General features: G+C 67.9%; 25 protein-coding genes. 12 read left to right on the top strand and 13 right to left on the bottom strand.

What is annotated here, in order from left to right:
• Positions 1-64: 64 nt before the first annotated feature.
• Positions 65-814, top strand: a complete 750-nt coding sequence (locus WG902_RS15155; protein ID WP_340060972.1) for an alpha/beta hydrolase — start codon at positions 65-67, stop codon at positions 812-814.
• 21 nt (positions 815-835) lie between these two features.
• Here the strand turns inward: WG902_RS15155 and WG902_RS15150 are convergent, their stop codons facing one another.
• Positions 836-1165, bottom strand: a complete 330-nt coding sequence (locus WG902_RS15150) for an AzlD domain-containing protein (RefSeq protein ID WP_340060971.1) — start codon at positions 1163-1165, stop codon at positions 836-838.
• Positions 1162-1911, bottom strand: a complete 750-nt coding sequence (locus WG902_RS15145; protein WP_340060970.1) for an AzlC family ABC transporter permease — start codon at positions 1909-1911, stop codon at positions 1162-1164. The genes WG902_RS15150 and WG902_RS15145 overlap by 4 nt, the downstream gene beginning before the upstream one ends.
• 83 nt (positions 1912-1994) lie before the next feature.
• Between WG902_RS15145 and WG902_RS15140 the strand changes: the two genes are divergently transcribed.
• Entirely contained in the window at positions 1995-2699 is a 705-nt protein-coding gene (locus WG902_RS15140) for an AzlC family ABC transporter permease (RefSeq protein WP_340060969.1), read from the top strand.
• Positions 2689-2994: an AzlD family protein gene (locus tag WG902_RS15135; RefSeq protein ID WP_340060968.1), complete on the top strand. Its 306-nt coding sequence runs from the start codon at positions 2689-2691 to the stop codon at positions 2992-2994. The genes WG902_RS15140 and WG902_RS15135 overlap by 11 nt, the downstream gene beginning before the upstream one ends.
• Positions 2995-3004: 10 nt before the next feature.
• Here WG902_RS15135 and WG902_RS15130 read toward each other — a convergent pair whose 3' ends face one another.
• Positions 3005-4339: an MFS transporter gene (locus WG902_RS15130; protein ID WP_340060967.1), complete on the bottom strand. Its 1335-nt coding sequence runs from the start codon at positions 4337-4339 to the stop codon at positions 3005-3007.
• On the opposite strand from WG902_RS15130, the gene WG902_RS15125 reads away from it, so the two are divergent.
• A complete protein-coding gene (locus WG902_RS15125; protein ID WP_340060966.1) occupies positions 4338-6227 on the top strand; it encodes an AI-2E family transporter in 1890 nt (629 codons plus the stop codon). The two genes, WG902_RS15130 and WG902_RS15125, sit on opposite strands and share 2 nt — an antisense overlap.
• Positions 6228-6252: 25 nt before the next feature.
• Here WG902_RS15125 and WG902_RS15120 read toward each other — a convergent pair whose 3' ends face one another.
• Positions 6253-6696, bottom strand: a complete 444-nt coding sequence (locus tag WG902_RS15120; RefSeq protein ID WP_340060965.1) for a helix-turn-helix domain-containing protein — start codon at positions 6694-6696, stop codon at positions 6253-6255.
• A gap of 76 nt (positions 6697-6772) precedes the next feature.
• Here WG902_RS15120 and WG902_RS15115 point away from each other — a divergent pair, with 76 nt between their 5' ends.
• Entirely contained in the window at positions 6773-7285 is a 513-nt protein-coding gene (locus WG902_RS15115; RefSeq protein WP_340060964.1) for a hypothetical protein, read from the top strand.
• Positions 7282-8358, top strand: a complete 1077-nt coding sequence (locus WG902_RS15110; protein ID WP_340060963.1) for a redoxin family protein — start codon at positions 7282-7284, stop codon at positions 8356-8358. The genes WG902_RS15115 and WG902_RS15110 overlap by 4 nt, the downstream gene beginning before the upstream one ends.
• A gap of 40 nt (positions 8359-8398) precedes the next feature.
• On the opposite strand, the gene WG902_RS15105 is transcribed toward WG902_RS15110, so the two are convergent.
• From WG902_RS15105 to WG902_RS15090, 4 genes are read right to left on the bottom strand one after another with little or no spacing between them, the layout of a single operon-like run.
• Positions 8399-9166, bottom strand: coding sequence for an SDR family NAD(P)-dependent oxidoreductase (locus WG902_RS15105; RefSeq protein ID WP_340060962.1), 768 nt, complete (start codon positions 9164-9166; stop codon positions 8399-8401).
• Between the two features lie 10 nt (positions 9167-9176).
• The gene (locus tag WG902_RS15100) at positions 9177-10496 is read right to left on the bottom strand and encodes a TRAP transporter large permease (protein WP_340060961.1); all 1320 of its coding nucleotides are present in this window, start codon (positions 10494-10496) and stop codon (positions 9177-9179) included.
• Complete coding sequence (locus tag WG902_RS15095; protein WP_340060960.1) at positions 10493-11011, bottom strand: TRAP transporter small permease; 519 nt, start codon at positions 11009-11011, stop codon at positions 10493-10495. Before WG902_RS15095 ends, WG902_RS15100 begins: the two co-directional genes overlap by 4 nt.
• The gene (locus WG902_RS15090) at positions 11008-12012 is read right to left on the bottom strand and encodes a TRAP transporter substrate-binding protein (protein WP_340060959.1); all 1005 of its coding nucleotides are present in this window, start codon (positions 12010-12012) and stop codon (positions 11008-11010) included. The genes WG902_RS15095 and WG902_RS15090 overlap by 4 nt, the downstream gene beginning before the upstream one ends.
• Before the next feature lie 217 nt (positions 12013-12229).
• Here WG902_RS15090 and WG902_RS15085 point away from each other — a divergent pair, with 217 nt between their 5' ends.
• Genes WG902_RS15085 through WG902_RS15070 form a run of 4 tightly spaced genes read left to right on the top strand, consistent with a single transcriptional unit; the run spans position 12230 to position 16335 of the window.
• Positions 12230-13264 (top strand): amino acid ABC transporter substrate-binding protein, encoded by a 1035-nt coding sequence (locus WG902_RS15085; RefSeq protein ID WP_340060958.1) that lies wholly within the window; start codon positions 12230-12232, stop codon positions 13262-13264.
• Between the two features lie 22 nt (positions 13265-13286).
• Positions 13287-14462, top strand: coding sequence for an amino acid ABC transporter permease (locus WG902_RS15080; RefSeq protein WP_340060957.1), 1176 nt, complete (start codon positions 13287-13289; stop codon positions 14460-14462).
• A 10-nt stretch (positions 14463-14472) separates the two neighbouring features.
• Positions 14473-15579: an amino acid ABC transporter permease gene (locus WG902_RS15075; protein ID WP_340060956.1), complete on the top strand. Its 1107-nt coding sequence runs from the start codon at positions 14473-14475 to the stop codon at positions 15577-15579.
• A 12-nt stretch (positions 15580-15591) separates the two neighbouring features.
• Positions 15592-16335, top strand: coding sequence for an amino acid ABC transporter ATP-binding protein (locus tag WG902_RS15070; RefSeq protein ID WP_340060955.1), 744 nt, complete (start codon positions 15592-15594; stop codon positions 16333-16335).
• A gap of 32 nt (positions 16336-16367) precedes the next feature.
• On the opposite strand, the gene WG902_RS15065 is transcribed toward WG902_RS15070, so the two are convergent.
• From WG902_RS15065 to WG902_RS15050, 4 genes are all read right to left on the bottom strand, one after another.
• Positions 16368-16577, bottom strand: coding sequence for a hypothetical protein (locus tag WG902_RS15065; protein ID WP_340060954.1), 210 nt, complete (start codon positions 16575-16577; stop codon positions 16368-16370).
• 95 nt (positions 16578-16672) lie between these two features.
• Complete coding sequence (locus WG902_RS15060; RefSeq protein ID WP_340060953.1) at positions 16673-17554, bottom strand: YihY/virulence factor BrkB family protein; 882 nt, start codon at positions 17552-17554, stop codon at positions 16673-16675.
• A 131-nt stretch (positions 17555-17685) separates the two neighbouring features.
• Complete coding sequence (locus WG902_RS15055; RefSeq protein WP_340060952.1) at positions 17686-18126, bottom strand: type II 3-dehydroquinate dehydratase; 441 nt, start codon at positions 18124-18126, stop codon at positions 17686-17688.
• A gap of 17 nt (positions 18127-18143) precedes the next feature.
• Positions 18144-19154, bottom strand: coding sequence for a TRAP transporter substrate-binding protein (locus WG902_RS15050; RefSeq protein WP_340060951.1), 1011 nt, complete (start codon positions 19152-19154; stop codon positions 18144-18146).
• A gap of 85 nt (positions 19155-19239) precedes the next feature.
• On the opposite strand from WG902_RS15050, the gene WG902_RS15045 reads away from it, so the two are divergent.
• A complete protein-coding gene (locus WG902_RS15045) occupies positions 19240-20055 on the top strand; it encodes an IclR family transcriptional regulator (protein ID WP_340060950.1) in 816 nt (271 codons plus the stop codon).
• Between the two features lie 20 nt (positions 20056-20075).
• The gene (locus WG902_RS15040) at positions 20076-20768 is read left to right on the top strand and encodes a hypothetical protein (protein WP_340060949.1); all 693 of its coding nucleotides are present in this window, start codon (positions 20076-20078) and stop codon (positions 20766-20768) included.
• Positions 20769-20772: 4 nt separating this feature from the next.
• Here WG902_RS15040 and WG902_RS15035 read toward each other — a convergent pair whose 3' ends face one another.
• Complete coding sequence (locus WG902_RS15035) at positions 20773-21210, bottom strand: phasin family protein (protein ID WP_340060948.1); 438 nt, start codon at positions 21208-21210, stop codon at positions 20773-20775.
• Between the last annotated feature and the right edge of the window lie 20 nt (positions 21211-21230).

Below are 21230 nucleotides of genomic sequence, written 5' to 3'. Positions count from 1 at the left end.
GGGGTCTGGCGAGCCCGCTTCAAGCTGGCCGGGTGTCCAGGACCCCGTGATGCGATGATGGCGCATGACGTTCAAGCTCTCGTGGTCCTGGCTGGTGCTCTCCCTCGGCATGCTGGTGGGCTGCTTCCCGCGCGGCGATCCGTCCAAACCCATCCCGACCGAATTCATCGCAGCCCCGCAAAAAGCCCGGCGGCTGGTGGTCGTGCTGCCCGGCCGCGCCGACGATGTCGCCGTCCTGCGGCGCAGCGGCATCACGCAGGCCGTCCAGCAGGCCTGGCCCGACGCGGACGTCGTGCTCGCCGGCCTGGCCCTGGGCTACTACATGGAAGGCCAGGCCGAGCGGCGCCTGCACGCCGAAGTGATCGAGCCCGCGCGCAAGCGCGGCTACGCGCAGGTCTGGCTGGTGGGTGCTTCGCTGGGGGGGATGGGCGCCCTGATGTACGACCGGGCCCACCCGGACCAGGTGGACGGGCTGGTCCTGCTGGCGCCGTACCTCGGCGAGAAGCAGCTGCTGCAGGAAATCGCAGCCGCGGGCGGGGTCGCGCGCTGGCAACCGCCGCCGCCGCCGCGGGTCATCGATGAAGACAATTTCCAGCAGGAGCTGTGGCGCCATCTGCAGACCTGGTCGCGCGCGCCAGGCGCGCGGCGCAACGTCTGGGTCGCGTACGGCGACAAGGATTACCTGCGCGGGGCGCTGCCGCTCATCGCGCCGCTGCTGCCACCGCAGCACGTGCTGCAGCCGCGCGGCGGCCATGACTGGGAAACCTGGTCGCCCATCACGCGCGACATCCTGTCGCGGGTCGACGCCAGGTAGTGCGGCGCGCGGGCGTGCCCGCTACCAACCCAGCCAGAACCGCAAGGCCAGCATGACACCCGTGCCGCACGCGATCGTGCCGAACAGGGTGCGACGCCACCCATAGAACGCCAGGCCGGCCAGCGCGCCGAAGATGCGCGCATCGCGCCAGGTGTCGATCAGGTGGCCCTGGGTCAGCACCAGCTCGGGCGCGACCACCGCCGCGAGTGCGGCAATCGGCGCAAGGTGCAGGCCTTCGCGCAGCCAGCGCGGCATCGGCAGGTCTTCCTGCGAAAAAAGGAAGAAGCAGCGGCACGCCAGCGTGACCAGCGCCATGCCGAGCGTGGTGACGAAGAGTTCCACCGCGCTCATGGTTCGCGTCCTGCCCGGGCGGGGAGGCGACCGGCCACCACGCTGATGGCAACCGCGGCTGCAATCCCGACAATGATGTTCAGTTTCAGCGGCAGCGCATACGCCGCCACGGCAGCGCAGCCGGCGACCACGGCCGCGATCCAGGTGGTGGCGTTGTGCAGTTGCGTGCATGTCAGCGCCAGCAACGCCATCGTGCCGGCGAAACCCACGCCCCATGCGGTCGGGATGCCGTGGCCGGCAACGATGCCGGTGATGATGGAAACCTGCCAGACGCCGAAAGTGGACAGCGAACTGCCCAGGAAGTAGTCCACGTGCTCCCGGCCTGGCAGCGGCTCCGAGAACCGGCGGAAGAACAGCGCAAAGTTCGTGTCGCCCATCAGGAAGCTGCAGGCGATGCGCCGCCGGCGCGGCAGGTGCATGAAGAACGGCCGGTAGCGAAAGCTGAAGGCCATGAAGCGCAGGCTGACGCACAGCGTGGCGGCCCATACCACCCACATCGGCGCGCCTGCGGCAATCAGCGGCAAGCACGCGATCTGCGCGGAGCCCGCGTAGACCACGATGGACATGAAGATCGCCATCGGCATGCCCATGCCGCTCTTGGCCATGGCCACGCCCGCGACCAGGCCCCATGCCGCGATGCCTATCGCCATGGGGACGGCGTCGACCAGGCCTTCGCGAAACATCGGGCGGCGCATGACGGCCGTCGCTTCGGCGGGGAACGCTGCCACCCGGGACTTCAAAGACACGCTGCCCTCCAAAGCCCGATTGTCTCGCGGGCGGCGCGCGGGCAGGCGCTGCGAGGGTCCGAATGCGTTAGATTCCTTGCCCGATGGATCAACTCACCGGCGACAGCCCCGCGACCTTCACCTCCCAGGGATTCCGGCGCGGATTCGTCGCCGCACAACCGCTGGCGCCCGGGACCTTCCTGTATGGCGTCGTGTTCGGCGTGCTGGCCAGCGAGAAGGGGCTCGCCTGGGCCGAGGCGCTGCTCATGAGCGTGCTGGTCTATTCCGGCAGCGCACAGCTCGCGGCGCTGCAGGGATGGAGCGCGTCACCCCTGGTCGCGGCCCTGGTCACCACCGTGGTCCTGATCAACGCGCGCTACGTGTTGTATGGCGCGTCGATCCAGCCCTGGCTGCGCGTCGCCACCCGTCCGCAGGCCTTCGCCACCTTGTTCTTCCTCGGTGACGGCAATTGGGCGCTCTCCATGCGGGAGTACCACGCCGGTTACCGCGACGCCGGCTTCCTGTTCGGCTCCGGCGTCGCGACTGCCTTGCCATGGTTCGTCGGCACGGCGGCGGGCCACCTGGTGGGAAGCACCATCCCGCATCCCACCGCGCTGGGCCTGGACTTCATGCTCGTGGCCTTCGCCGCCGCCATCGGCGTCAGCGTCTTCCGCGGCCGCAGCGACCTGTGGCCCGCCCTTGCCGCGGTGCTCGTGGCCGCCGTCCTGGCATGGTGGCTGCCGGGATGGACGATCGTCGGCGCGGCCATCGCGGCCGGACTCGTCGGAGGAGCGCGCGTTGAGCGTTGACTGGCAGTTCCTGCTCGCCATCGCGGCGATGGCGGCAGCCTCGTACGGCTGCCGGCTCGCGGGCTACCTGCTCATGGGCTACGTGCCCATCACCCCGCGCGTGGAAGCCGCGCTGAAGGCGATCCCCCTGGGCGTGATGATCGGCATCGTGATGCCCACGGTGCTGCGCGGCGGCCTGCCGGAGTGGCTGGGACTCGCGGTGGTGTTCGCGGTGATGAAGTGGACCGGCAAGGACGTGGTCGCCGCGCTGGCCGGAGCCGCAGCCGTGGCGCTTTGCCGTTGGCTCGCAGGCTAGGGAGGCGGCCTCATGCCTGCGCGGCGCGCACCCGGCCTGCGACCACGCGCACGCCGCTGGGGGCGGCGCGCCAGATGGCAAAGGCGGAGAGCAGCGAGCAGCCGATGGCGACCCAGAAAGCCAGCGTGTAGCTGCCGGTGCGATCGTGCACGAACCCCATGAACCAGGGACCGATCGCGCCGCCGGCCAGCGCGCTGAGCATGAGCGTGCCGAAGATCGGCCCATAGTGCTTGCTCTCGAAGACCTCTGCGGGGATGGCGCCCACCACCGAGGTCAGGCCGTAGCCTAGCGCGCCCTGCAGGATCACCATCGCGTACAACAGCGAAACCTGCGGATAGGAGGGCAGCGCCAGCAGCGCGGCATAGGTCAGGCAGAACCCCAAGTTGCCGATGGCCCAGACGATCTCGCGTCCTATCCGGTCCGAGAGCCAGCCCAGCGCGATCTGTCCCGGCACGCCTGCCAGGCTCACCGCGCCAAGGGCCCACGCCGCCTGCTGCGCGCTGAAGCCGGTTTCGATCAGGTACTTGGTCTGGTGCACCTGCACCGCGTACCACGCGAACAATGCAGTGAAGTACGCCACCGCGATCCACCAGAACCGTGCGGTGCGCAGCGCGCGGGCGAGCGTCCAGTCGACGGCAGCCCACGCGGCGTCGACGACGTTCACGCGGCGGGCTTGCGCCGCACCGGGCGTGTCCGGGTCGCCGTCCGGGGCAAGGCCGATCTCCTCCGGCCGCTTGCGCAGCAGCAGGTTCAGCGGCACGAGCACCACGAGCACCGTCACGCCCAGCAGCGTGCAGCCCGCGCGCCAGCCGCTGCGCTCCACATACGTCTGCAGCGCGGGGAGCATGACGATCGAGCCGAAGCCCACGCCGGCGAAGGCGATGCTGATCGCGAGCCCGCGGCGCCGCACGAACCAGTTCGGCAGGAAGAGGGCCTGGCCGGTGTAGCCGGTGAAGGTGGTGCCTGCGCCGACCAGCATGCCGAGCGTGACGTAGACATGCCAGGGCTCACCCGCGAAGGTCGCCAGCAGCAGGCCTGCAGCGGTCGCGGCGATGCCGATCTCCATCACCACGCGCGGTCCATGCCGGTCCATCAAGCGACCGAGCAAGGGGCTCAGCACGGCGGAGACGATGAAGCCGAACGAGAAGGCGCCGGCCGTCACGCCGCGTTCCCAGCCGAACTCGTCCAGGATCGGCGGAAACAGCAGCGAGAAAGCCGTGCGTGCGTTCACGCAGATCGCCATCGTCACGAAGACGACGCCGACGACGATCCAGCCGTAGAAGAACGGCAGGCGGGCTGCGAGTCTCTGGATCACGCCGGGCATGAAATCGATTCTGTCACGCATGGCCCACAATCGGACCTTGCCGCACAGTCCACCCATCCCCGGTTCGCGCCCCGCCCGCATCATCGCCATGGCGTGCGTCCTCGGGATGCTGTACCTCGGCCGCGTGGTCCTTGCGCCGCTCGCGCTGGCGGCGATCCTCAGCCTCGTGATCGCGCCGCTGAAGCGCAAGCTGGCGCGCATCGGCCTGGGTCATGCCGCGGGCGCGCTGGTGTCGGTCGTGATCGTGGGTGCCTGCCTGGCCGCCATCGCCACGGTGCTCGCCTCCCAGCTGGTCACGGTGGCCGCCGACCTGCCGCAGTACCGGGAAGCCGTGCGCTCCAAGCTGTCGCATGCCAGGCAGCTCACCGTTGCCCCGCTCGAACAGCTGGAGTCCGTGCTGCGCACCGTGGTTCCGCCCGCGCACCCCACGGTCACCAGCAAGCCGCGCGGGCGGGGCGACCGGGTGGTGCCCGACCCTGCGCCGGCGCCCGTGCAGGCGCGTGCGCCGACATCGGCGACGGAAGCGGTCACCTGGCTGTTCGCGTTCATGTGGGGACCGGTCGGACAGGCCGGCATCGTGCTGGTGCTGCTGGTGTTCATCCTCCTGGAACACGAAGGCCTTCGCGACCGCATGATCAGCCTGGCCGGGGAAGCGGAGGCCGGCAGGACGATGCGCGCGGTGGAAGATGCAGCCCAGGGCGTTTCGCGCTTCTTCGTGTCGCAGTTCGTCGTGAACCTCACCTTCGCCCTGGTGCTCGGGTGCGCGCTGTGGATCGTGGGCGTTCCGCACGCTGCGCTCTGGGGCGCGCTCGGGGGCCTGGCCCGGTTCGTCCCTTACGTCGGGGCCTTGGCGGCCGGCGCGGCCATCGCCGCTTTCGCCGCTGCCGTCGATCCCGGCTGGTCGCTCATGTTCTGGAGCGCGGGCCTGTTCCTCGCTTTGGAGGCGCTGGTGGTGCACCTGGTGGAGCCCCGGGTGTATGGCCAAAGCAGCGGCCTGGCGCCCCTGGGCGTGATCGTGTCCGCCCTGTTCTGGGGTGCTCTGTGGGGTCCCGTGGGCCTGCTGCTGTCCACGCCGCTCACGCTCTGCCTGGTGGTGGCGGGGCGTCACGTGCGCGCGCTGCAGCCCATCTCCATCCTCTTTGGCGAAGCTCCAGGCCTCACGGCGGGATTGCGGCTTTACCAGCGCGCCCTCTCCGGCGAACCGGGTGAGATCGCGGCAGCCGCCCGGGTGTACCTGCGGCGCAGCAACTTCGCCCGCTATTGCGACCAGATCCTGCTGCCGGGGCTGGCGCTGGCGGCAGCCGACTTCCGTGCCGACCGGATCGGCAGCGAGCAGCAAGACCGCATCCGGCTGACGATCGCGGCCGTGGCGGACTCCCTCAGCGGCGCCGAGAGGGAAGAGGGTGCCAGCCGCAAGCGCCGATCGACCTCGCTCCTGGAGGCCAACGTCGGCGCCCACCTGCGCTTGCAGCGTGACCAGGGCGTCGGGCGCTGGCAGGGCGCACCACCGCTGCGTGCCGCCCAGGCCGTGCTCTGCGCCGGGCTGGGAAGCACGCGTGACGAGGTGCAGACCAAGTTGCTGGTGCAGGCGCTCCGGGACGAAGGGATCCAGGCCGCCAGCCTGTCGCTGGAGCGCTCGCTCGACGCACCGCACGATGGCAAGGCGGATCCCTTTGCGACCGTCTTCCTGATCTATCCACTCCAGGAGAGTCTCGATGCCTGGCAATCAGCGGCGGCGGACGTGCGCAGCGCGTTTCCGAAGGCCATGCTGCTGACCATCAAGCTGCCCCTGGAGGAAGCGGTCGCGGACGAGGCCGACGTGCAGGAGCACGTCGACCTCGTGGTCCGATCGTTCTCGGAAGCCGTCGCGTTCGAGCTCGCCGGCCGCCTGGACGGCAGGTCTCCATAAGCGGGACGCGGCGGGCTGATCTTCGTCAGCGCGGCGGCGAGGCCGCACGTCCTCGGCCAGCGACGCTGCTGGGCCGCGCGGCCTTTGGCGCGCTGCCTGCTGCCTGCATGAGCCGGCGGAAGGTCGGGCACTCCAGGTGGCTGGGAGCTGGGCACACGGCGGCGTGGCGCAGGCTCCTGCTCACGGCCTGCAGGCGCTTGACGGTGCGGTCGATGTCGTCGGCTTTGGCGGCGAGCATCCGCCGGTCGATGTGCGCACGCCCGTCGGGCGAGAACATGGAACGGATGTCGTCCAGCGAGAAGCCGGCGGTCTGCGCCAGCGCGATCAGCGCCAGCTGGTCCAGGACGTCCACCGTGAACAGGCGGCGCAACCCCTGCCGCCCGACGGAGGCGATCAGCCCCTTCTCCTCGTAGTAGCGCAGCGTCGAAGCCGCCACGCCGGTGCGCCGTGCCACTTCCGCGATATCCATGCCGAAACCCCTTGACTTCAAGTCGACTTGAGCTTCTATGCTCGGCGCATCATCACTTTCCGTCAAGGGGATCCTCATGCAACTCAACCTCCAGTCCTTCGCAGCCAGCGTCCGCGACATCCTGCAGAACGACGACACTCCCGCCGGCCGCACGCGGGTGGCGGCGCTGCTCTCCGATGCGTTGAAGGACCGCGCCTTCGTCGACAGCGTGCTCGACGACACCACGCCGGAACGCAAGGTGGTCTACCAGGACCCGCAACTGGGCTTCTGCATCCTGGCGCACCGCTACACGGACGCGCGCGACGGCGGGCCGCACGATCACGGGCCGTCCTGGGCCGTCTACGGGCAAGCCGACGGCGAAACCACCATGAGCGACTGGGTGCGGGTGGATCCGGCCTCCACCGAAAAGCGGGCCAAGGTCCGGAAGGTGCGCGAGTACAAGCTCACGCCCGGTGTCGCCCACGTGTACAACGAAGGCGACATCCATGCGCCGCGCCGCGCGGGCGCGTCGCGCTTGATCCGCATCGAGGGTGTCAACCTCGAGACGGTGCGGCGAGGCTCCTACGAGCCCGAAGGACGTGATGAATGAACGTGGCGCCCCGACTTTCCTGGTTTGCCTTCGCGGTGCTCGTCGCCGTCACGTGCGCCCGCTTTTCCCCGGCCCAGGCAGGCGCCTTCGACAGCCTGTTCGGGGCGCGTACCGGACGGATGCCGTCGCTGGAAGGCGGAACCGGCTGGGTGAACGCACCACCTGTCACGCGCGAGGCGTTGCGCGGCAAGGTCGTGCTCGTCGACTTCTGGACCTACTCCTGCATCAACTGCCTGCGCACGCTTCCCTATGTCAAGGCATGGGCAGACAAGTACAAGGATGCCGGGCTGGTGGTGATCGGCGTTCACACGCCCGAGTTCGGATTCGAGCGCGACAACGCCAACGTCCGGAAGGCGGTGCACCACCTGGATATCGGCTTTCCCGTCGTGGCCGACGGTGAGCGACGGATCTGGAAGGCTTTTGGCACGCAGGCCTGGCCGACGATGGTGCTGGTGGACGCCAAGGGCCAGGAACATTCACGCCAGGTCGGCGAAGGCGCCTATGAAGACACGGAGCGGACCATCCAGCGGCTGTTGCGCGAGGCGGGCGGCACCAAGGTGCCGGAAGGCCTGGTGGCGCCGCAGGGCCTGGGCACCCAGGCGGCACCAGGGCGTGAGCGCGCCCGATCGGGCGAAACGTACCTCGGCGCCGCGCAGTCGCATGGCTTCCGGGCCACTGCGGGGCGATTGACTGCGGGCGCGGCGGGTCCGTTCACCCCTGCCCGGAATCTTTCCGTCAACGAATGGACCCTGGAAGGAGCATGGTCGGTCGAGGCGGAGCGTGTCTGCCTGCGCCAAGGCAGCGGCCGCATCGCCCACAAGTTCTCGGCACGGGACCTGCACCTGGTGTTGGGTCCCGCCATGGATGGCGAGGCGATCGCCATGCGGGTCTTGCTCGATGGCAAGGCGCCGGCCGGCGACAGGGGATTCGACGTCGATGCGCAGGGCCGCGGCACTGCGGACGTCCACCGGCTGTACCAGCTCGTGCGGCGCAGCACCAGCGCCGGCGAGCAGCTGTTCGAGATCGAATTCGCGAAGCCGGGCGTTTGCGCCTACGCGTTCACCTTCGGGTGACGCGCGCGGCCATCGACCCGGCAGACATGCCTGCGCGCCCCTACATCCCGCCGGCGAGGAACCCGCCGTCCACCGCAATGCTCTGCCCGGTCACGAAAGCAGCCGCCGGGCTGGCCAGGTAGATGGCCGCGCCGACCATCTCGTCGACTTCGCCAAAGCGTCCCGCCGGTGTGCGGGACAGCGCGAGCGCCTTGCGCTGCGCGGACATCTTGTCGCGATTGAGTTCGGTCATGACGAAACCCGGCGAGATGGCGTTGACGCGAACGCCGCGCGCGGCCCATTCGGCGCCGAGCGTCTGGGTGAGGCTGAACACGCCGCTCTTGGCGGCCGAGTACACCGCGCTGCCCGGCCAGCCGCGGTGCGACGCCAGCGAGGCGATGTTGACGATGGCCCCGCTGCCGCGCGCCAGCATGTGCCGGCCGACTTCCGTGCAAGCGAAGAACACGCTCTTCAAGTCGGTGTCCATCACGCTGTCCCACTGGTCGGGCGTGAAGGCTTCGGAGGGCTGGATGAGCGTGATGCCCTGGCAGTTGACGAGCGTGTCGATGCGCCCGTGGTGGGCCAGGACACCGGCGACCAGGCTGCGCAGCTGCGCCATGTCGCTCACATCGGCACGCAGGCCGGACACTTCACCGTGCGGCCGCAGGTCCGCCACGGCCTGGTCGAGCTTGTCCTGTTGCCGGCCGGCGATGACGACACGCGCGCCGGCGTCCAGGTATCCCGCCGCGATGGCCTTGCCGATGCCGCTGGTGCCGCCAATGACCAGCGCGTACTGGCCGCCCAGGCTGAATCGGTCTTGAGCCTTCATCGCGTGCAACCTATTTCAGGAACTCCGGCGAGATCAGGCCGGGCAGGAACAGCACCAGCTGCGGCCAGATGACGACCAGCACCAGCACGCCGATCATGGGGATCAGCATCAACATGGTGTCCTTCAGCGCGTCGGCCAGCCGCATGTCGGCGATCTTGCAGCAGATCATCAGGCACAGGCCATAGGGCGGGGTGACCAGGCCGAAGGCCAGCGAGACGATCCCGATCATCGCGAAATGCACCGGATCCAGGTGGCCGGCCGCTGCGATCGGCTGCAGGATGGTGCCCACGATGATGATGGCCGGGATCGCGTCGAGAAAGCAGCCCACCACCAGGAACACGAAGGCGATGAACAGGCCCGTGGCGATCGGGCCCATGCCCCAGGCGGACACGCCTGCGAGCAGCGCTTGCGGGATCTTGTAGTACGCCATCAACCAGCCGAAGGCGCTGGCGGTGCCCACGCAGAACAGCGTGACGGACGAGAACTTGCCGGTGTCCAGGAAGGCGAGCTTCAGCGCCTTCAGGTCCATCTCGCGGTAGACGAAGACCGACAGCGCGCCCGCATAGAGCACGGCGACCGCGGCCGATTCCGTGGCCGTGAACCAGCCGAAGATCTTGCCCCCGATGATGATCACCGGCGTCAGCAGCGCCGGCACCGAGACCGCCGCCGACTTCAGGAACTCGATGAAGGTCGCGCGCGGATAGGTCGGATAGCCGCGCCGGACGGCGTAGGCGTGGACGGTGGCCATCTGCACCGCGACCAGCAGCAGGCCGGGGATGATGCCGGCCAGGAACAGCGCCCCGATCGACACGGACAGCACGCCGCCCCACACGATCATCAGGATCGAGGGCGGGATGATCACCGCCAGCACCGAGGAGACGGCGGTGATGGCCACCGAGAAGCTGTCGTCGTAGCCTTCGCGCCGCTGCGCCTCGATGAAGATCTTGGACTGGCTGGCGGCGTCGGCCGTCGACGAGCCCGAGATGCCGGCAAAGAACAGCGACAGCACCACGTTGATCTGCGCCAGCCCGCCCGGGAAGTGGCCCACCATCGTGCGCGACAGCTTGAGCAGCCGGTCGGTGATGCCGCCGACGTTCATCAGGTTGGCGGTGAGCAGGAAGAACGGCACCGCCAGCAGGATGAAGGAGTTGTACGCGTTGAAGGTCTCGCTCATGAGCGTCATGGCGGACAGCCGCGGCTCGATCAGCAGGATCGGCAGGCAGGCCAGGCCGAGCGAGAAAGCCACCGGCACGCGAAACGCCATCAACCCGAAGAAGACGACGAACAGGATGAGGGCGGCGACCGCTGGGGACAGGACGGCCCCGTTCACTCGGCCACCTCCGCGGCAGGCGCTGCGGCTGTGAGCACGCGGACGTTGTCCACGAACTGCTCACCGAGGAACACGATCCAGGCCAGGCCCGTCAACGGCCAGGCAACGTGGATCAGCCACAAGGGCAGCTCGGCCAGCTCGGAGATGCGGTTCATCGCGAACTTCGTGAACTCGATGCCCGACCAGATGAACACCAGCGCGAAGACCAGGGTGGCCACTTGCGTGACGAGGTTCAGTGACGCCTCGCCGCGTGGGCCCAGGCGCTTCCACACGTCGACGTTGAAGTGCGCCATCTCGCGCACGCCGACCATGGCGCCGATCATGATCATCCAGATGAAGACGAAACGAGCCAGTTCTTCCGTCCAGATGTAGGGCGGGATCAGGTCGGTGTAGCGCGCGACGATCTGCATCGTCACGGGCACGATCAGCACCGCCACCAGGGCGACGAGCAGCCAGTCCAGCAGCTGGGCGAACCCGGCGGTGAAGCGGCGCCAGCCGCCGCCAACGGCGCTCACTTGGTGGCGTTGATCTTGGTGTAGATCGCCTCGGCGTCGATTTCCTTGGCGTAGGCCGCCATCACCGGGTCGACCAGCCGCTTCATTTCAGCGCGGTCGGCGAACGGGATGCGCTTGAGCTTGCCGGCCTTTTCGAGCGCATCGAGCTTGGCGGAATCCTCGCTGGATTCGACTTGCCGGCCGTAGGCTCCGGCCTCCTTGCCGGCGCGGATGATGGCGGCCTGCAGGTCGGCGGGCAGTTTCTTGAAGGTCTTGCCCGAAAAGGCGATCGGCCGGATGGTGATGGCGTGCTGCGTCATGCTGAGGTTCGGCGCGACCTCGTAGAACTTCATCGACTCGACGCCTGCCGCCTCGTTCTCACCGGCGGACAGCACGTTGTTCTGGATGCCGTTGTAGACCTCGTTGTAGGCGACCACGGTGGGCGACATGCCCACGGCCGCGAACGTGCGGCTCCAGATCGGCGCGCCCTGCACGCGGACCTTCAGGCCCTTCATCTCGGCCAGGTTGCGAACCGGCTTGTTGACGAAGATGTTGCGCGTGCCGCCGCCGGCATAGCCGATCAGCATCACCTCGGCCTTCTGGTTGATTTCGTCGGCGATGGGCTTGAGCAGGTCGGCGTCGAGGACCTTGTTCCAGTGGTCGATGTCGCGGAACAGGAACGGCGCGTCGATGAAGGGCGCGGCCTTGGAGAACGTGGACATGTGCGCCGGCGACACGATGGCGTAGTCGACGGCCTTGCCCTGGGCCATGTACTCGAAGTACTGCTTTTCCAGGCCCAGCTCGCTGTTCCGGTGCAGCACGAAGTTGATGGGCTTGCCGTAATACTTCTTGACCAGCTCCTCGAACTTGAGAAGCGACTTGTTGAATGCGTGGTCGTCGTTGAACTGGACGGCGCCGTGCAGCGTGATGGCTTGCTGCGCGACGGCGGCAGCGGAGAAGCCCGCCAGTGCGAGAGCGGCGACGATCGCGCGACACCACAGTCCCGATACCGATTTGTTCATGTCCAGTCTCCTGTCTTGTTTCGACCAGCGGCCGAAAGCAAATGTAGAGACATCCCCATGCCCTGTCATAGGCGTAAACGCGAAGAGGTACTTTCCGGGCGCACGGTCATTCCCTCTCGAATCGGGTTTTTCCCTAGCACCCGATGGGTTATTCTGCGGCGAGGCTGTCGCGCTACGCGAGGCCGGCGCCTCGCGAACATCCTTACAGGAGAGACCCATGAAGACACTCAACACCCGATGCCTGGCCCTTGCCATCGCGCTTGGCGGCGTCATCGCCTCGGCGCCCGCGTGGGCCGGCAAGACGCTGGACGGCATCAAGTCGCGCGGCCAGCTGGTCTGCGGCGTCCACACCGGCCTGGCGGGGTTCTCGGCGGCGGACTCCGCCGGCAAGTGGACCGGGCTGGACGTGGACGTGTGCCGCGCCGTCGCGGCGGCGGTGCTGAGCGACCCGGAAAAGGTGAAGTACGTGCCGCTGACGGCGCAACAGCGCTTCACCGCCTTGCAGTCCGGCGAGATCGACCTGCTGTCACGCAACACCACGCTCACGCTCACGCGCGACGCGTCCCTGGGCCTGCAGGCCACCGTGGTCACCTACTACGACGGCCAGGGCTTCATCGTGCCGAAGAAGAGCAACATCAAGAGCCCCAAGCAGTTCAAGAACCAGACGGTATGCGTGCAGTCCGGCACCACCACCGAGAAGAACCTGACCGACTACTCCAAGGCCAACAACCTCAACATCAAGACCGTGGTGTTCGAGAAGGAGGAAGCGGCGACCGCCGCGTACTTCGCGGGCCGCTGCATCTCGTACACGACGGACGCCTCCGGCCTGGCCTCCATCCGCAACAAGGTGGCCACCACGCCGGCCGACCACGTGATCCTGCCGGACCTGGTGTCCAAGGAGCCGCTGGGCCCGATGGTGCGCCGCGGTGACGACGAATGGCTGGCGATCGTGAAGTGGGTGATCTACGGGCTGGTCGAGGCCGAGGAATACGACATCACCCAGGCCAACGTCGACCAGATGAAGGCCAGCAGCCAGGACCCGGTCGTCAAGCGCATCCTGGGCACTGGCGAAGACATGGGCAAGCTGGTGGGCCTGGACAAGGACTGGATGGCCCGTGCCATCAAGGCCACCGGCAACTACGGCGAGATCTTCGAGCGGAACGTGGGCCCGAAGTCCGCGCTGGGCCTGCCGCGCGGCATCAACAACCAGTGGAACAAGGGCGGCCTGATGTACGCCCTGCCGATGCGCTGAGCCTGGGCAACGACCGCCACTGATGCCGGCCAAGCGCCGCCGCGGAAAAAGCAGTTGGTCGTGGCGCAGCCGCGCCTTCCGCGGGTTGATCTACCAGGTGCTGGCCGCCGCGGCCGTCGCGGGGCTGGCCTGGTTCCTCTGGTCCAACACGCTGCACAACATGCGCGTGCGCGGCATCCAGAGCGGCTTCGACTTCCTGGGGCAGCAGGCCGGCTTCACGATCGGTGAAAGCCTGTTCCCCTTCGACTCGTCCGAGTCGTACCTCAAGGGCTTTGCCGTCGGATTGAGCAACACCTTGCGGGTGGCGCTGGCCGGCATCGTGCTGGCCACCTTCATCGGCACGGTGGTGGGCGTCGGCCGTTTCTCGCGCAACCTGCTGGTCCGTAGCCTGTGCGCCGGGTACGTCGAGTGCTTCCGCAACATCCCGGTGCTGCTGCAACTGCTGGTGTGGTACCTGGTGCTGACCGAGTACCTGCCCGGCGTCGGCGAAGAGTGGAAGGCCGGGCCCTTCTTCCTGAGCAAGGGCGGCCTGAACTTCCCCATCCCGATCTGGAGCCCGGGCCAGGCCTGGACGGTTGCGGGACTCGGCGTCGGCCTGCTGCTCGCGTGGGCCTGGCGACGCTGGGCCAGGCGCAGGTTCGAGGCGACCGGCATTCCCAGGAGCACGTTCTGGACGCCGCTGGCGCTGGTCATCCTGTGCATCCTGGCGGGCTGGACGCTGGGTGGCGCGCCGACGGCGCTGGACATCCCCAAGAAGGGCGAGTTCGCCGTGGAAAACGGCGGCGCGCTCACGCCGGAATTCCTGGCGCTGTTGCTCGGGCTCTCGCTGTACACCGCGGCTTTCATCGCGGAGGTGGTGCGTTCCGGCATCAGCTCGGTGGCGGCCGGCCAGTCCGAGGCGGCCGCCGCACTGGGGCTGGACCGCCGGCTCGAGATCCGGCTGGTGCTGATGCCGCAGGCATTGCGCGTGATCATCCCGCCGCTGACCAACCAGTACCTGAACCTCACCAAGAACTCGTCGCTGGCCGTGGCCATCGGCTACCCGGACGTGGTGTCCATCGCCAACACGTCGATGAACCAGACGGGCAGGGCAGTGGAGTGCATCGCCATCATCATGGCGGTGTACCTCACGCTCTCGCTGACGACGTCGGGCCTCATGAATTGGTACAACGCCCGCGTGGCGATCAAGGAAAAGTGAGGCCCATGGCATGGACCTGGCCGGTGCCCGCCGCATAGACCCGCGCCCTGCGCCGCGTGAGCGCGCCGGCGTGGTCGGCTGGCTGCGCGTGCAGTTGTTCAGCGACTGGCGCACCGGCATCGCGACGGTCCTGCTCGGCGCGCTGCTTCTATGGGTGGTGCCGCAGTTCGTTTCCTGGGCGCTGGTCAACGCCGTGTGGACGCCGAACCTGGAAGCCTGCCGCGCCGCGCAGGCGGAGGGCGCGTGCTGGGGAGTGGTGGCGGAGAAGTACCGCATCATCCTCTTCGGCCGCTATCCCTTCGACGAGCAGTGGCGCCCGCTGCTGGCCACGCTGCTGATGTTCGGGCTGGTCGTGGCCAGCTGCATTCGCGCTTTCTGGAAGCCGTCGCTCGCGGCGCTGTGGGCGGTGGGGCTGGCCCTCTTCTTCGTGCTGATGTACGGCAACGTGATGGGCCTGTCCAAGGTGACGACGGACCGCTGGGGCGGGCTGCCGCTGACCATCCTGCTGTCCACGCTGTCCATCGCGCTGGCCTTCCCGCTCGCCTTGCTGGTGGCGCTGGGGCGCCGTTCCAACCTGCCCGCGATCCGCGCACTGTGCACGATCTACGTGGAACTGGTGCGGGGCGTGCCGCTGATCTCGGTGCTGTTCATGGCCTCGTTCATGTTCCCGCTGTTCCTGCCGCAGGGCATGACCATCGACGTGCTGATCCGCGTGCTGGTGGGCATCACCCTGTTCGCCGCGGCCTACCTGGCCGAGGTGATCCGCGGCGGCTTGCAGGCCGTGCCCAAGGGCCAGGTGGAGGCGGCCGCCACCATCGGGCTGTCGTACTGGCAGACGCAGCGCAAGATCGTGCTGCCGCAGGCGCTGGCGATGGTGGTGCCCAGCATCATGAACAGCTTCATCTCCATCCTGAAGGACACGTCGCTGGTCAGCATCGTCAGCCTGTTCGAGCTGACCGGCTCCATGGACATGGCCTTGAACAGCGACGCCAACTGGAAGCCTTTCAAGCTGCAGGCCTACTTCTTCATCGCGCTGATCTACTTCACCCTGTGCTTCTCGATGTCGCGCTACAGCCAGTGGGTGGAAAAGCGCCTGAACCAGAGCAAGCAGCGTTGACGCCAAGGCACCATGACCGACTCCATCATCAGCTTCGACAAAGTCAACAAGTGGTACGGCAACGACTTCCACGTGCTGCGCGACATCGACCTGCGCGTTGCGCGCGGTGAGCGCATCGTCATCTGCGGGCCTTCGGGCTCCGGCAAGTCCACGCTGATCCGTTGCGTCAACGCGCTGGAGGAATACCAGGAAGGCAGACTGGTGGTGGACGGCACCGAGCTCGGCGACGACGTCAAGGCGATCGACGCGGTGCGCCGCAAGGTCGGCATGGTGTTCCAGCAGTTCAACCTGTTCCCGCACCTCTCCGTGCTGGAGAACCTGACCTTGTCGCCGATGTGGGTGGGCAAGCTGCCGAAGAAGGAAGCCGAGGAAAAGGCGATGCACCAACTGGAGCGCGTGCGCATCGCCGACCAGGCCGCCAAGTTCCCGCTGCAGCTGTCAGGCGGCCAGCAGCAGCGCGTGGCGATCGCGCGGGCGCTGTGCCTTACGCCCAAGATCATGCTGTTCGACGAGCCCACCTCCGCGCTCGACCCCGAAATGATCAAGGAAGTGCTGGACGTGATGATCGAGCTTGCGCAGCAGGGCATGACCATGCTGGTGGTGACGCACGAAATGGGCTTCGCCAAGGCGGTGGCCGACTCCGTGGTCTTCATGGACGAAGGCCAGATCGTCGAAGCGTCCAAGCCGGAGGACTTCTTCAACCACCCGCAGAGCGAGCGGGGGCAGGATTTCCTGTCGAAAATCCTGGGGCACTGACTGCCCGTCCAGCCCCGCTCGGCGGCCGCTGGCTACATCAGTTCCGACACCAGCGCGGCCAGGAAGACGCAGACGACCAGTCCGAGCACGACCGCGCCGCCGATGGCGAGCGGGCGCCAGTGGAAGCTGCCGCCCGTGACCCGCAGTCCGCGCGGAACTGACAGCGTCTTCGAGGCGCTTCGCAGTTCACCAGTGCGTGGATCGATGGCAACCCTGAAATCGTCCATCCGGCTAAGGGCCATGTCGCTCACTCCCGTTCGTCGTCGCAATGATCGGCCTCAGCCAGCCACTGGGATGTAGGACACCTTCCTGTCGAAGATCCTGGGATGTTGAATGCTCACTGTGCCGGCGACGCCACCGACTCCCGCAGCACCCCATTGATCTCCGCCCCGAAGATCAGCGTCGTGGCGCTGATGTACAGGAACACCAGCGTGGCGACCACGCCGGCGAAGCTGCCATACAGCAGCACCAGCTTGCCGGCGCTGCGCAAGGTGTACGACAAGGTGGCGGCAGCCCCCACCCAAAGCGCGGCGCCCACCAGCGCGCCCGGCAGCACGGTGTAGAGCCGCTGGGGCACGTCGGGCAGCCAGCCATAGACCAGCGCGTACAACACCGCCAGCGCGAGGAAGGCCAGGCCATAGCGCGCGCCGTCGAAGAGCCACAGGGCTTGCCGGCCATTGTCGGCATTGGCTTGCAGCAATTGCCACACGTAGGGCAGGATGATCACCGAGCTGAAGACCGCCAGCACGCCGGCGCCCACCACGATGGTGAAGATCGTCACCTTGATGCGGGCTCTCCAGAAGGACATGCCGCGCTCGACGCCGTAGGCGCGGTTCAGCGCCGAGCGGATGGCCTGCATGCCGGACGAGGCCGTCCACAGCGTCGCCAGCACGCCGATCGTCAGCAGCGCGCGATTGCGCTGGGCCAGCACCTGGTCGATGGCCGGCTGCATCGCATCCTGCACCATCTGCGGCGCATAGCCCATCACGCGGTGGACCAGGGCGGCCGCTTCGCCGGGCTGGCCGAAGTAGCCGGCGGACGCGGACACCAGCACCAGCAGCGGAAACATCGCCAGCAGCCACGAGAACGCCAGGCTGCCGGCCTGGTTGGCGCTCTGGTGCATCACGTAGTTGTGGACGGCCAGCAGCATCACGCGCAAACCGGGCGTGGCCAGCGCAGCGGAGCGCAGGCGCATCCAGGCATCGCGAAGTCGGCTCATTGACGCCGCAATTTATCAGGGACGATGGCCAGTTGGGCGCCTCGGCCAACTTCGGCGACCTTCGCCTACGCGGCGAAGCCCGCCGACATCTCGCCCTGATGGAAATCCTGGCAGCCCCGCGCTGACCGGAGTCAGCGCGCCTCTTGTGCCAGCGCAGCCAGCGCCCGCAGCCCCATCAGGTACGAGTGGACCCCCAGCCCCTGGATCGTCCCCTTCACCGCCGGCGAGATGATCGAGTGCGTGCGCCAGCTCTCGCGCGCGGCGATGTTCGACATGTGCACTTCGATCACCGGAAACGGCATGGCCTTGATGGCATCGTGCAGCGGCACCCCGTGCTGGGTGAGCCCGGCCGGGTTGACCAGGGCGCCCTTCGCCTCGTCGATGTGGCGGTGCAGGAAGTCGAGCAGCGCGCCCTCGTGGTTGGACTGGATCGTCTCGAGCTGCACGCCCAGTTCGCCGGCCAGCGCGGCGAGCTGCGCATCGATCTGCGCCAGGGTGGTGTGCCCGTAGATGTGCGGCTCGCGGCGCCCGAACAGGTTGAGGTTCGGGCCGTGCAGGACAAGGAACTTCACGGGACTGCCGCTTCGCATCAGAGCTTGGACACGCGTTCCAGCTCGGCCTTGAACAGGGTCACCACGGCGGGGTCGTAAGCCGCGGAGAACTTGTCGTACACCGGCCGCACCGCGGCGCGCATCTTGGCCAATTCGGCGGGAGGCACGTCGTTGTAGAGCATGCCCTTGGCGGTCAGTTCGCCCAGCGCCTTGCTGGAGACTTCACGGCTGACGGTGCGCTGCCAGTTCTGGGCTTCGATGGCGGCGTCCGCGATGATCTTCTGCTCGGTGGGCGACAGGCGATCCCAGAAACGCTTGCTGATCTGGACCGGGTTGGTCGCGTAGACGTGGTTGGTGCCGCTCACGTACTTCTGCACTTCATAGAACTTGCTCGAGGCGATGACCGCGAAAGGGTTCTCCTGGCCGTCGACGGCCTTGCTCTCCAGCGCGCCGTACAGCTCGGCGAAGGGCATCGGCGTGGGGTTGGCGTTGAAGGTCTTGAAGGTTTCCAGGAACACCGGATTGGGAATCACGCGCAGCTTCAGGCCTTCGAGGTCGGAGCCCTTCGTGATGGGGCGCTTGCTGTTGGTGACGTTGCGAAAGCCCAGGTCGAAGAAGGCCAGGACCATGACGCCCTTTTCCGGCAGCTTGGCGGTCAATGCCTTGCCGAGGGGTCCGTCGACCATGGCGTCGGCCTGCTTCGCATTGGCGAACAGGAAGGGGAAGTCCAGCATGCCGAACTCCTTGACGATGCCGTTCAGGGACGTGGTGGAGGCCACCAGCATTTCCTGCACGCCGCCTTGCAGGGCCGACTGCTGCTGCAGCTCGTTGCCCAGCTGCGAAGAGGCGAACTCCTGCACCTTGATCTTGCCGCCGCTCTTGGCCGCCACGATCTCGGCGAACTTGCGCACGCCCAGGCTGGTGGGGTGGTCGGGGTTGTTCAGGTGCCCGAACTTGATCGTGCGTTCCTGGATGTCCTGCGCGCTCACGCCCACGGCGGCGGCGAGCATGGCGACGGCGGCGAAGCCGCGGCGGGTGATCAGTTTCATGGGTTGTCTCCGATGGAAAACTTGGGAAGTGCGGCATGATAGGCAGTCGTCCAGAACTTCGTTCCACGCCGGAATTTCATTTCACATGACGAATTTGGCAGCCGGCCCCACGGGCACGGTCGATCGTACGCTGCGCATCCTCGAAACGCTGGCCTCGCAACCCGAAGGGCTGGCCCTGGCGGCGCTGGCCGACGAACTCAACGTGCCGCGCAGCGCCTGCCATCGCCTGCTGGCCGACCTGGTGCGCTGCGGCTATGTGCGCCAGTTGCGGGAGATGGGCGACTACATGCTCACCACGCGGCTGCCCGCGCTGGGCTTGAGCTTCCTGGGGGCGGCGGGCATCGTGGACATCGCGCAACCCATCATCGACCGCCTGGCCGAAGTGTCCGGTGAACTGGTGCGACTGGCGCTGGTGGACGGCGACCGCCTGACCTTCGTCGCCAAGGCCCAAGGCGCGCGCGCCGGCCTGCGCTATGACCCGGACATGGGCATCGACGTGCGCCTGTCCTGCAGCGCGGGCGGCCACGCGTGGCTGATGACGCTGAGCGAGGAGCGGGCGACGGAACTCGTGGCCCGGCAGGGCTTCGGTTCCCCGCGCGAATACGGCCCCAAGGCGCCCACCACCTTCAAGGCGCTGATGAAGTCGCTGGACGAAGATCGCAAGCGCGGCTTCAGCATGATGACGGAGATGTATGCGCCCGGCATGAGCGCCATGGCCGCACCGGTGCTCCGGCGCGGCACGGAGGCGGCCGGCGTGATCACCATCGCCGGGCCGCTGCAACGCCTGACGGCGGCGCGCATGCAGGAGTTGGGCCGGCCGCTGGTGCAAGCCGCCGGCGAGCTCGCCACGGCGGCGAACAGTTCGCCGCTGCTTCGCCGCGGCGCCACCCGCGCGGCCTGATCGGAAAAAAGGGAACAACGATGGCACTGTTGGGCGACTCCGCACTCGCGATGTGGTGGGACATGGCGCCGGACATGCGCGCCGAGTTCGAGCACTGGCATTCGCATGAGCACTTTTCCGAGCGTCTTGCGCTGCCCGGCTTCCTGCGCGCCTCGCGCTGGGCAGCGGCCGACGGCGGGGAGGGTTTCTTCATCCTCTACGAATTGCGGGACCATGCGGCGCTCAGTTCGCCCGAATACCTGGCGAGCCTGAACGCGCCGACGCCCTGGTCCACGCGCCTCATGCCGCACCACCGCAACATGGTGCGCAGCCAGACGCGTGTGCTGCATTCGCATGGCGCGGGGGTGGCGCGGCATGCGATGACGCTGCGCCTGTCGCCGCGCGAGGGCGAAGCGCCGCGCCTGCAGGCCGCGCTGCGCGCCATGATCGAGGAATTGCCACTGCGCGCGGGCCTGGCCGGCGCGCACCTGCTGCGCACGGACACGCCTGCCATCGCCCCCACCACCGAGCAGAAGATCCGGGGCAACGCGGATCGCAGCGCGGACTGGGTGTTCGTCGTCTGCGGCTACGACCTCGAGGTGCTGAGGCCGTGGAGCGGGAAGGCTTTCGCGCCCGCCGAACTCGCTGCGCTCGGCGCCGCGCCCGGCGCCGTCGCCGGCGCGTACAGCCTCTCGCTGTCCGTGGCGCGCGGCGAGAACGCGCCAGCCCGCTGAGCGCTCAGTGCTTGCCGGCGCCGTTGAGCGCGTCGAGCATGACGTTCTGCCAGGCCTGGAACGTCACGGGCCCTTCGTCCGCGGGCGATGGCTGCTGCTGCCCGGCCTTGGCCAGCATCTCGCCCTGAACCTTCATCGAGGCGGTCATCAGCTCCTGGCCGTACTGCATGGCCTGCTGCCAGCCCTGGACCAGCATCTGTCCCTGCAGCGCCAGGACTTCGGCGGGGCTGGTCGCCGCGCGGAGCCGCTCCGCGGCCTGCTCGTGAACGAGCGTGGCACGCTGCAGCATCTGCAGCTGGACCTCCTGGAAGGCTTGTGCGCCCTGGAGCAAGGTCGATGCGCCCTGGGCCACCCGGGCCAGGCTTTCGCGTGTGGGTCCGGCGGAGGATTCGACGCTCGACGTGGTGTCGTCCGGTTCGCTGTTGCGTGCGTTCTTTGCCATGAGGGTCTCCGGGTTGTGGG

Origin of the sequence: Ramlibacter sp. PS3R-8 (genome assembly GCF_037572435.1) — a bacterium.
GTDB lineage: Bacteria > Pseudomonadota > Gammaproteobacteria > Burkholderiales > Burkholderiaceae_C > Ramlibacter.
Note: the sequence above shows the minus strand (reverse complement) of the source record. Positions and strands in the feature narration are given on the sequence as shown.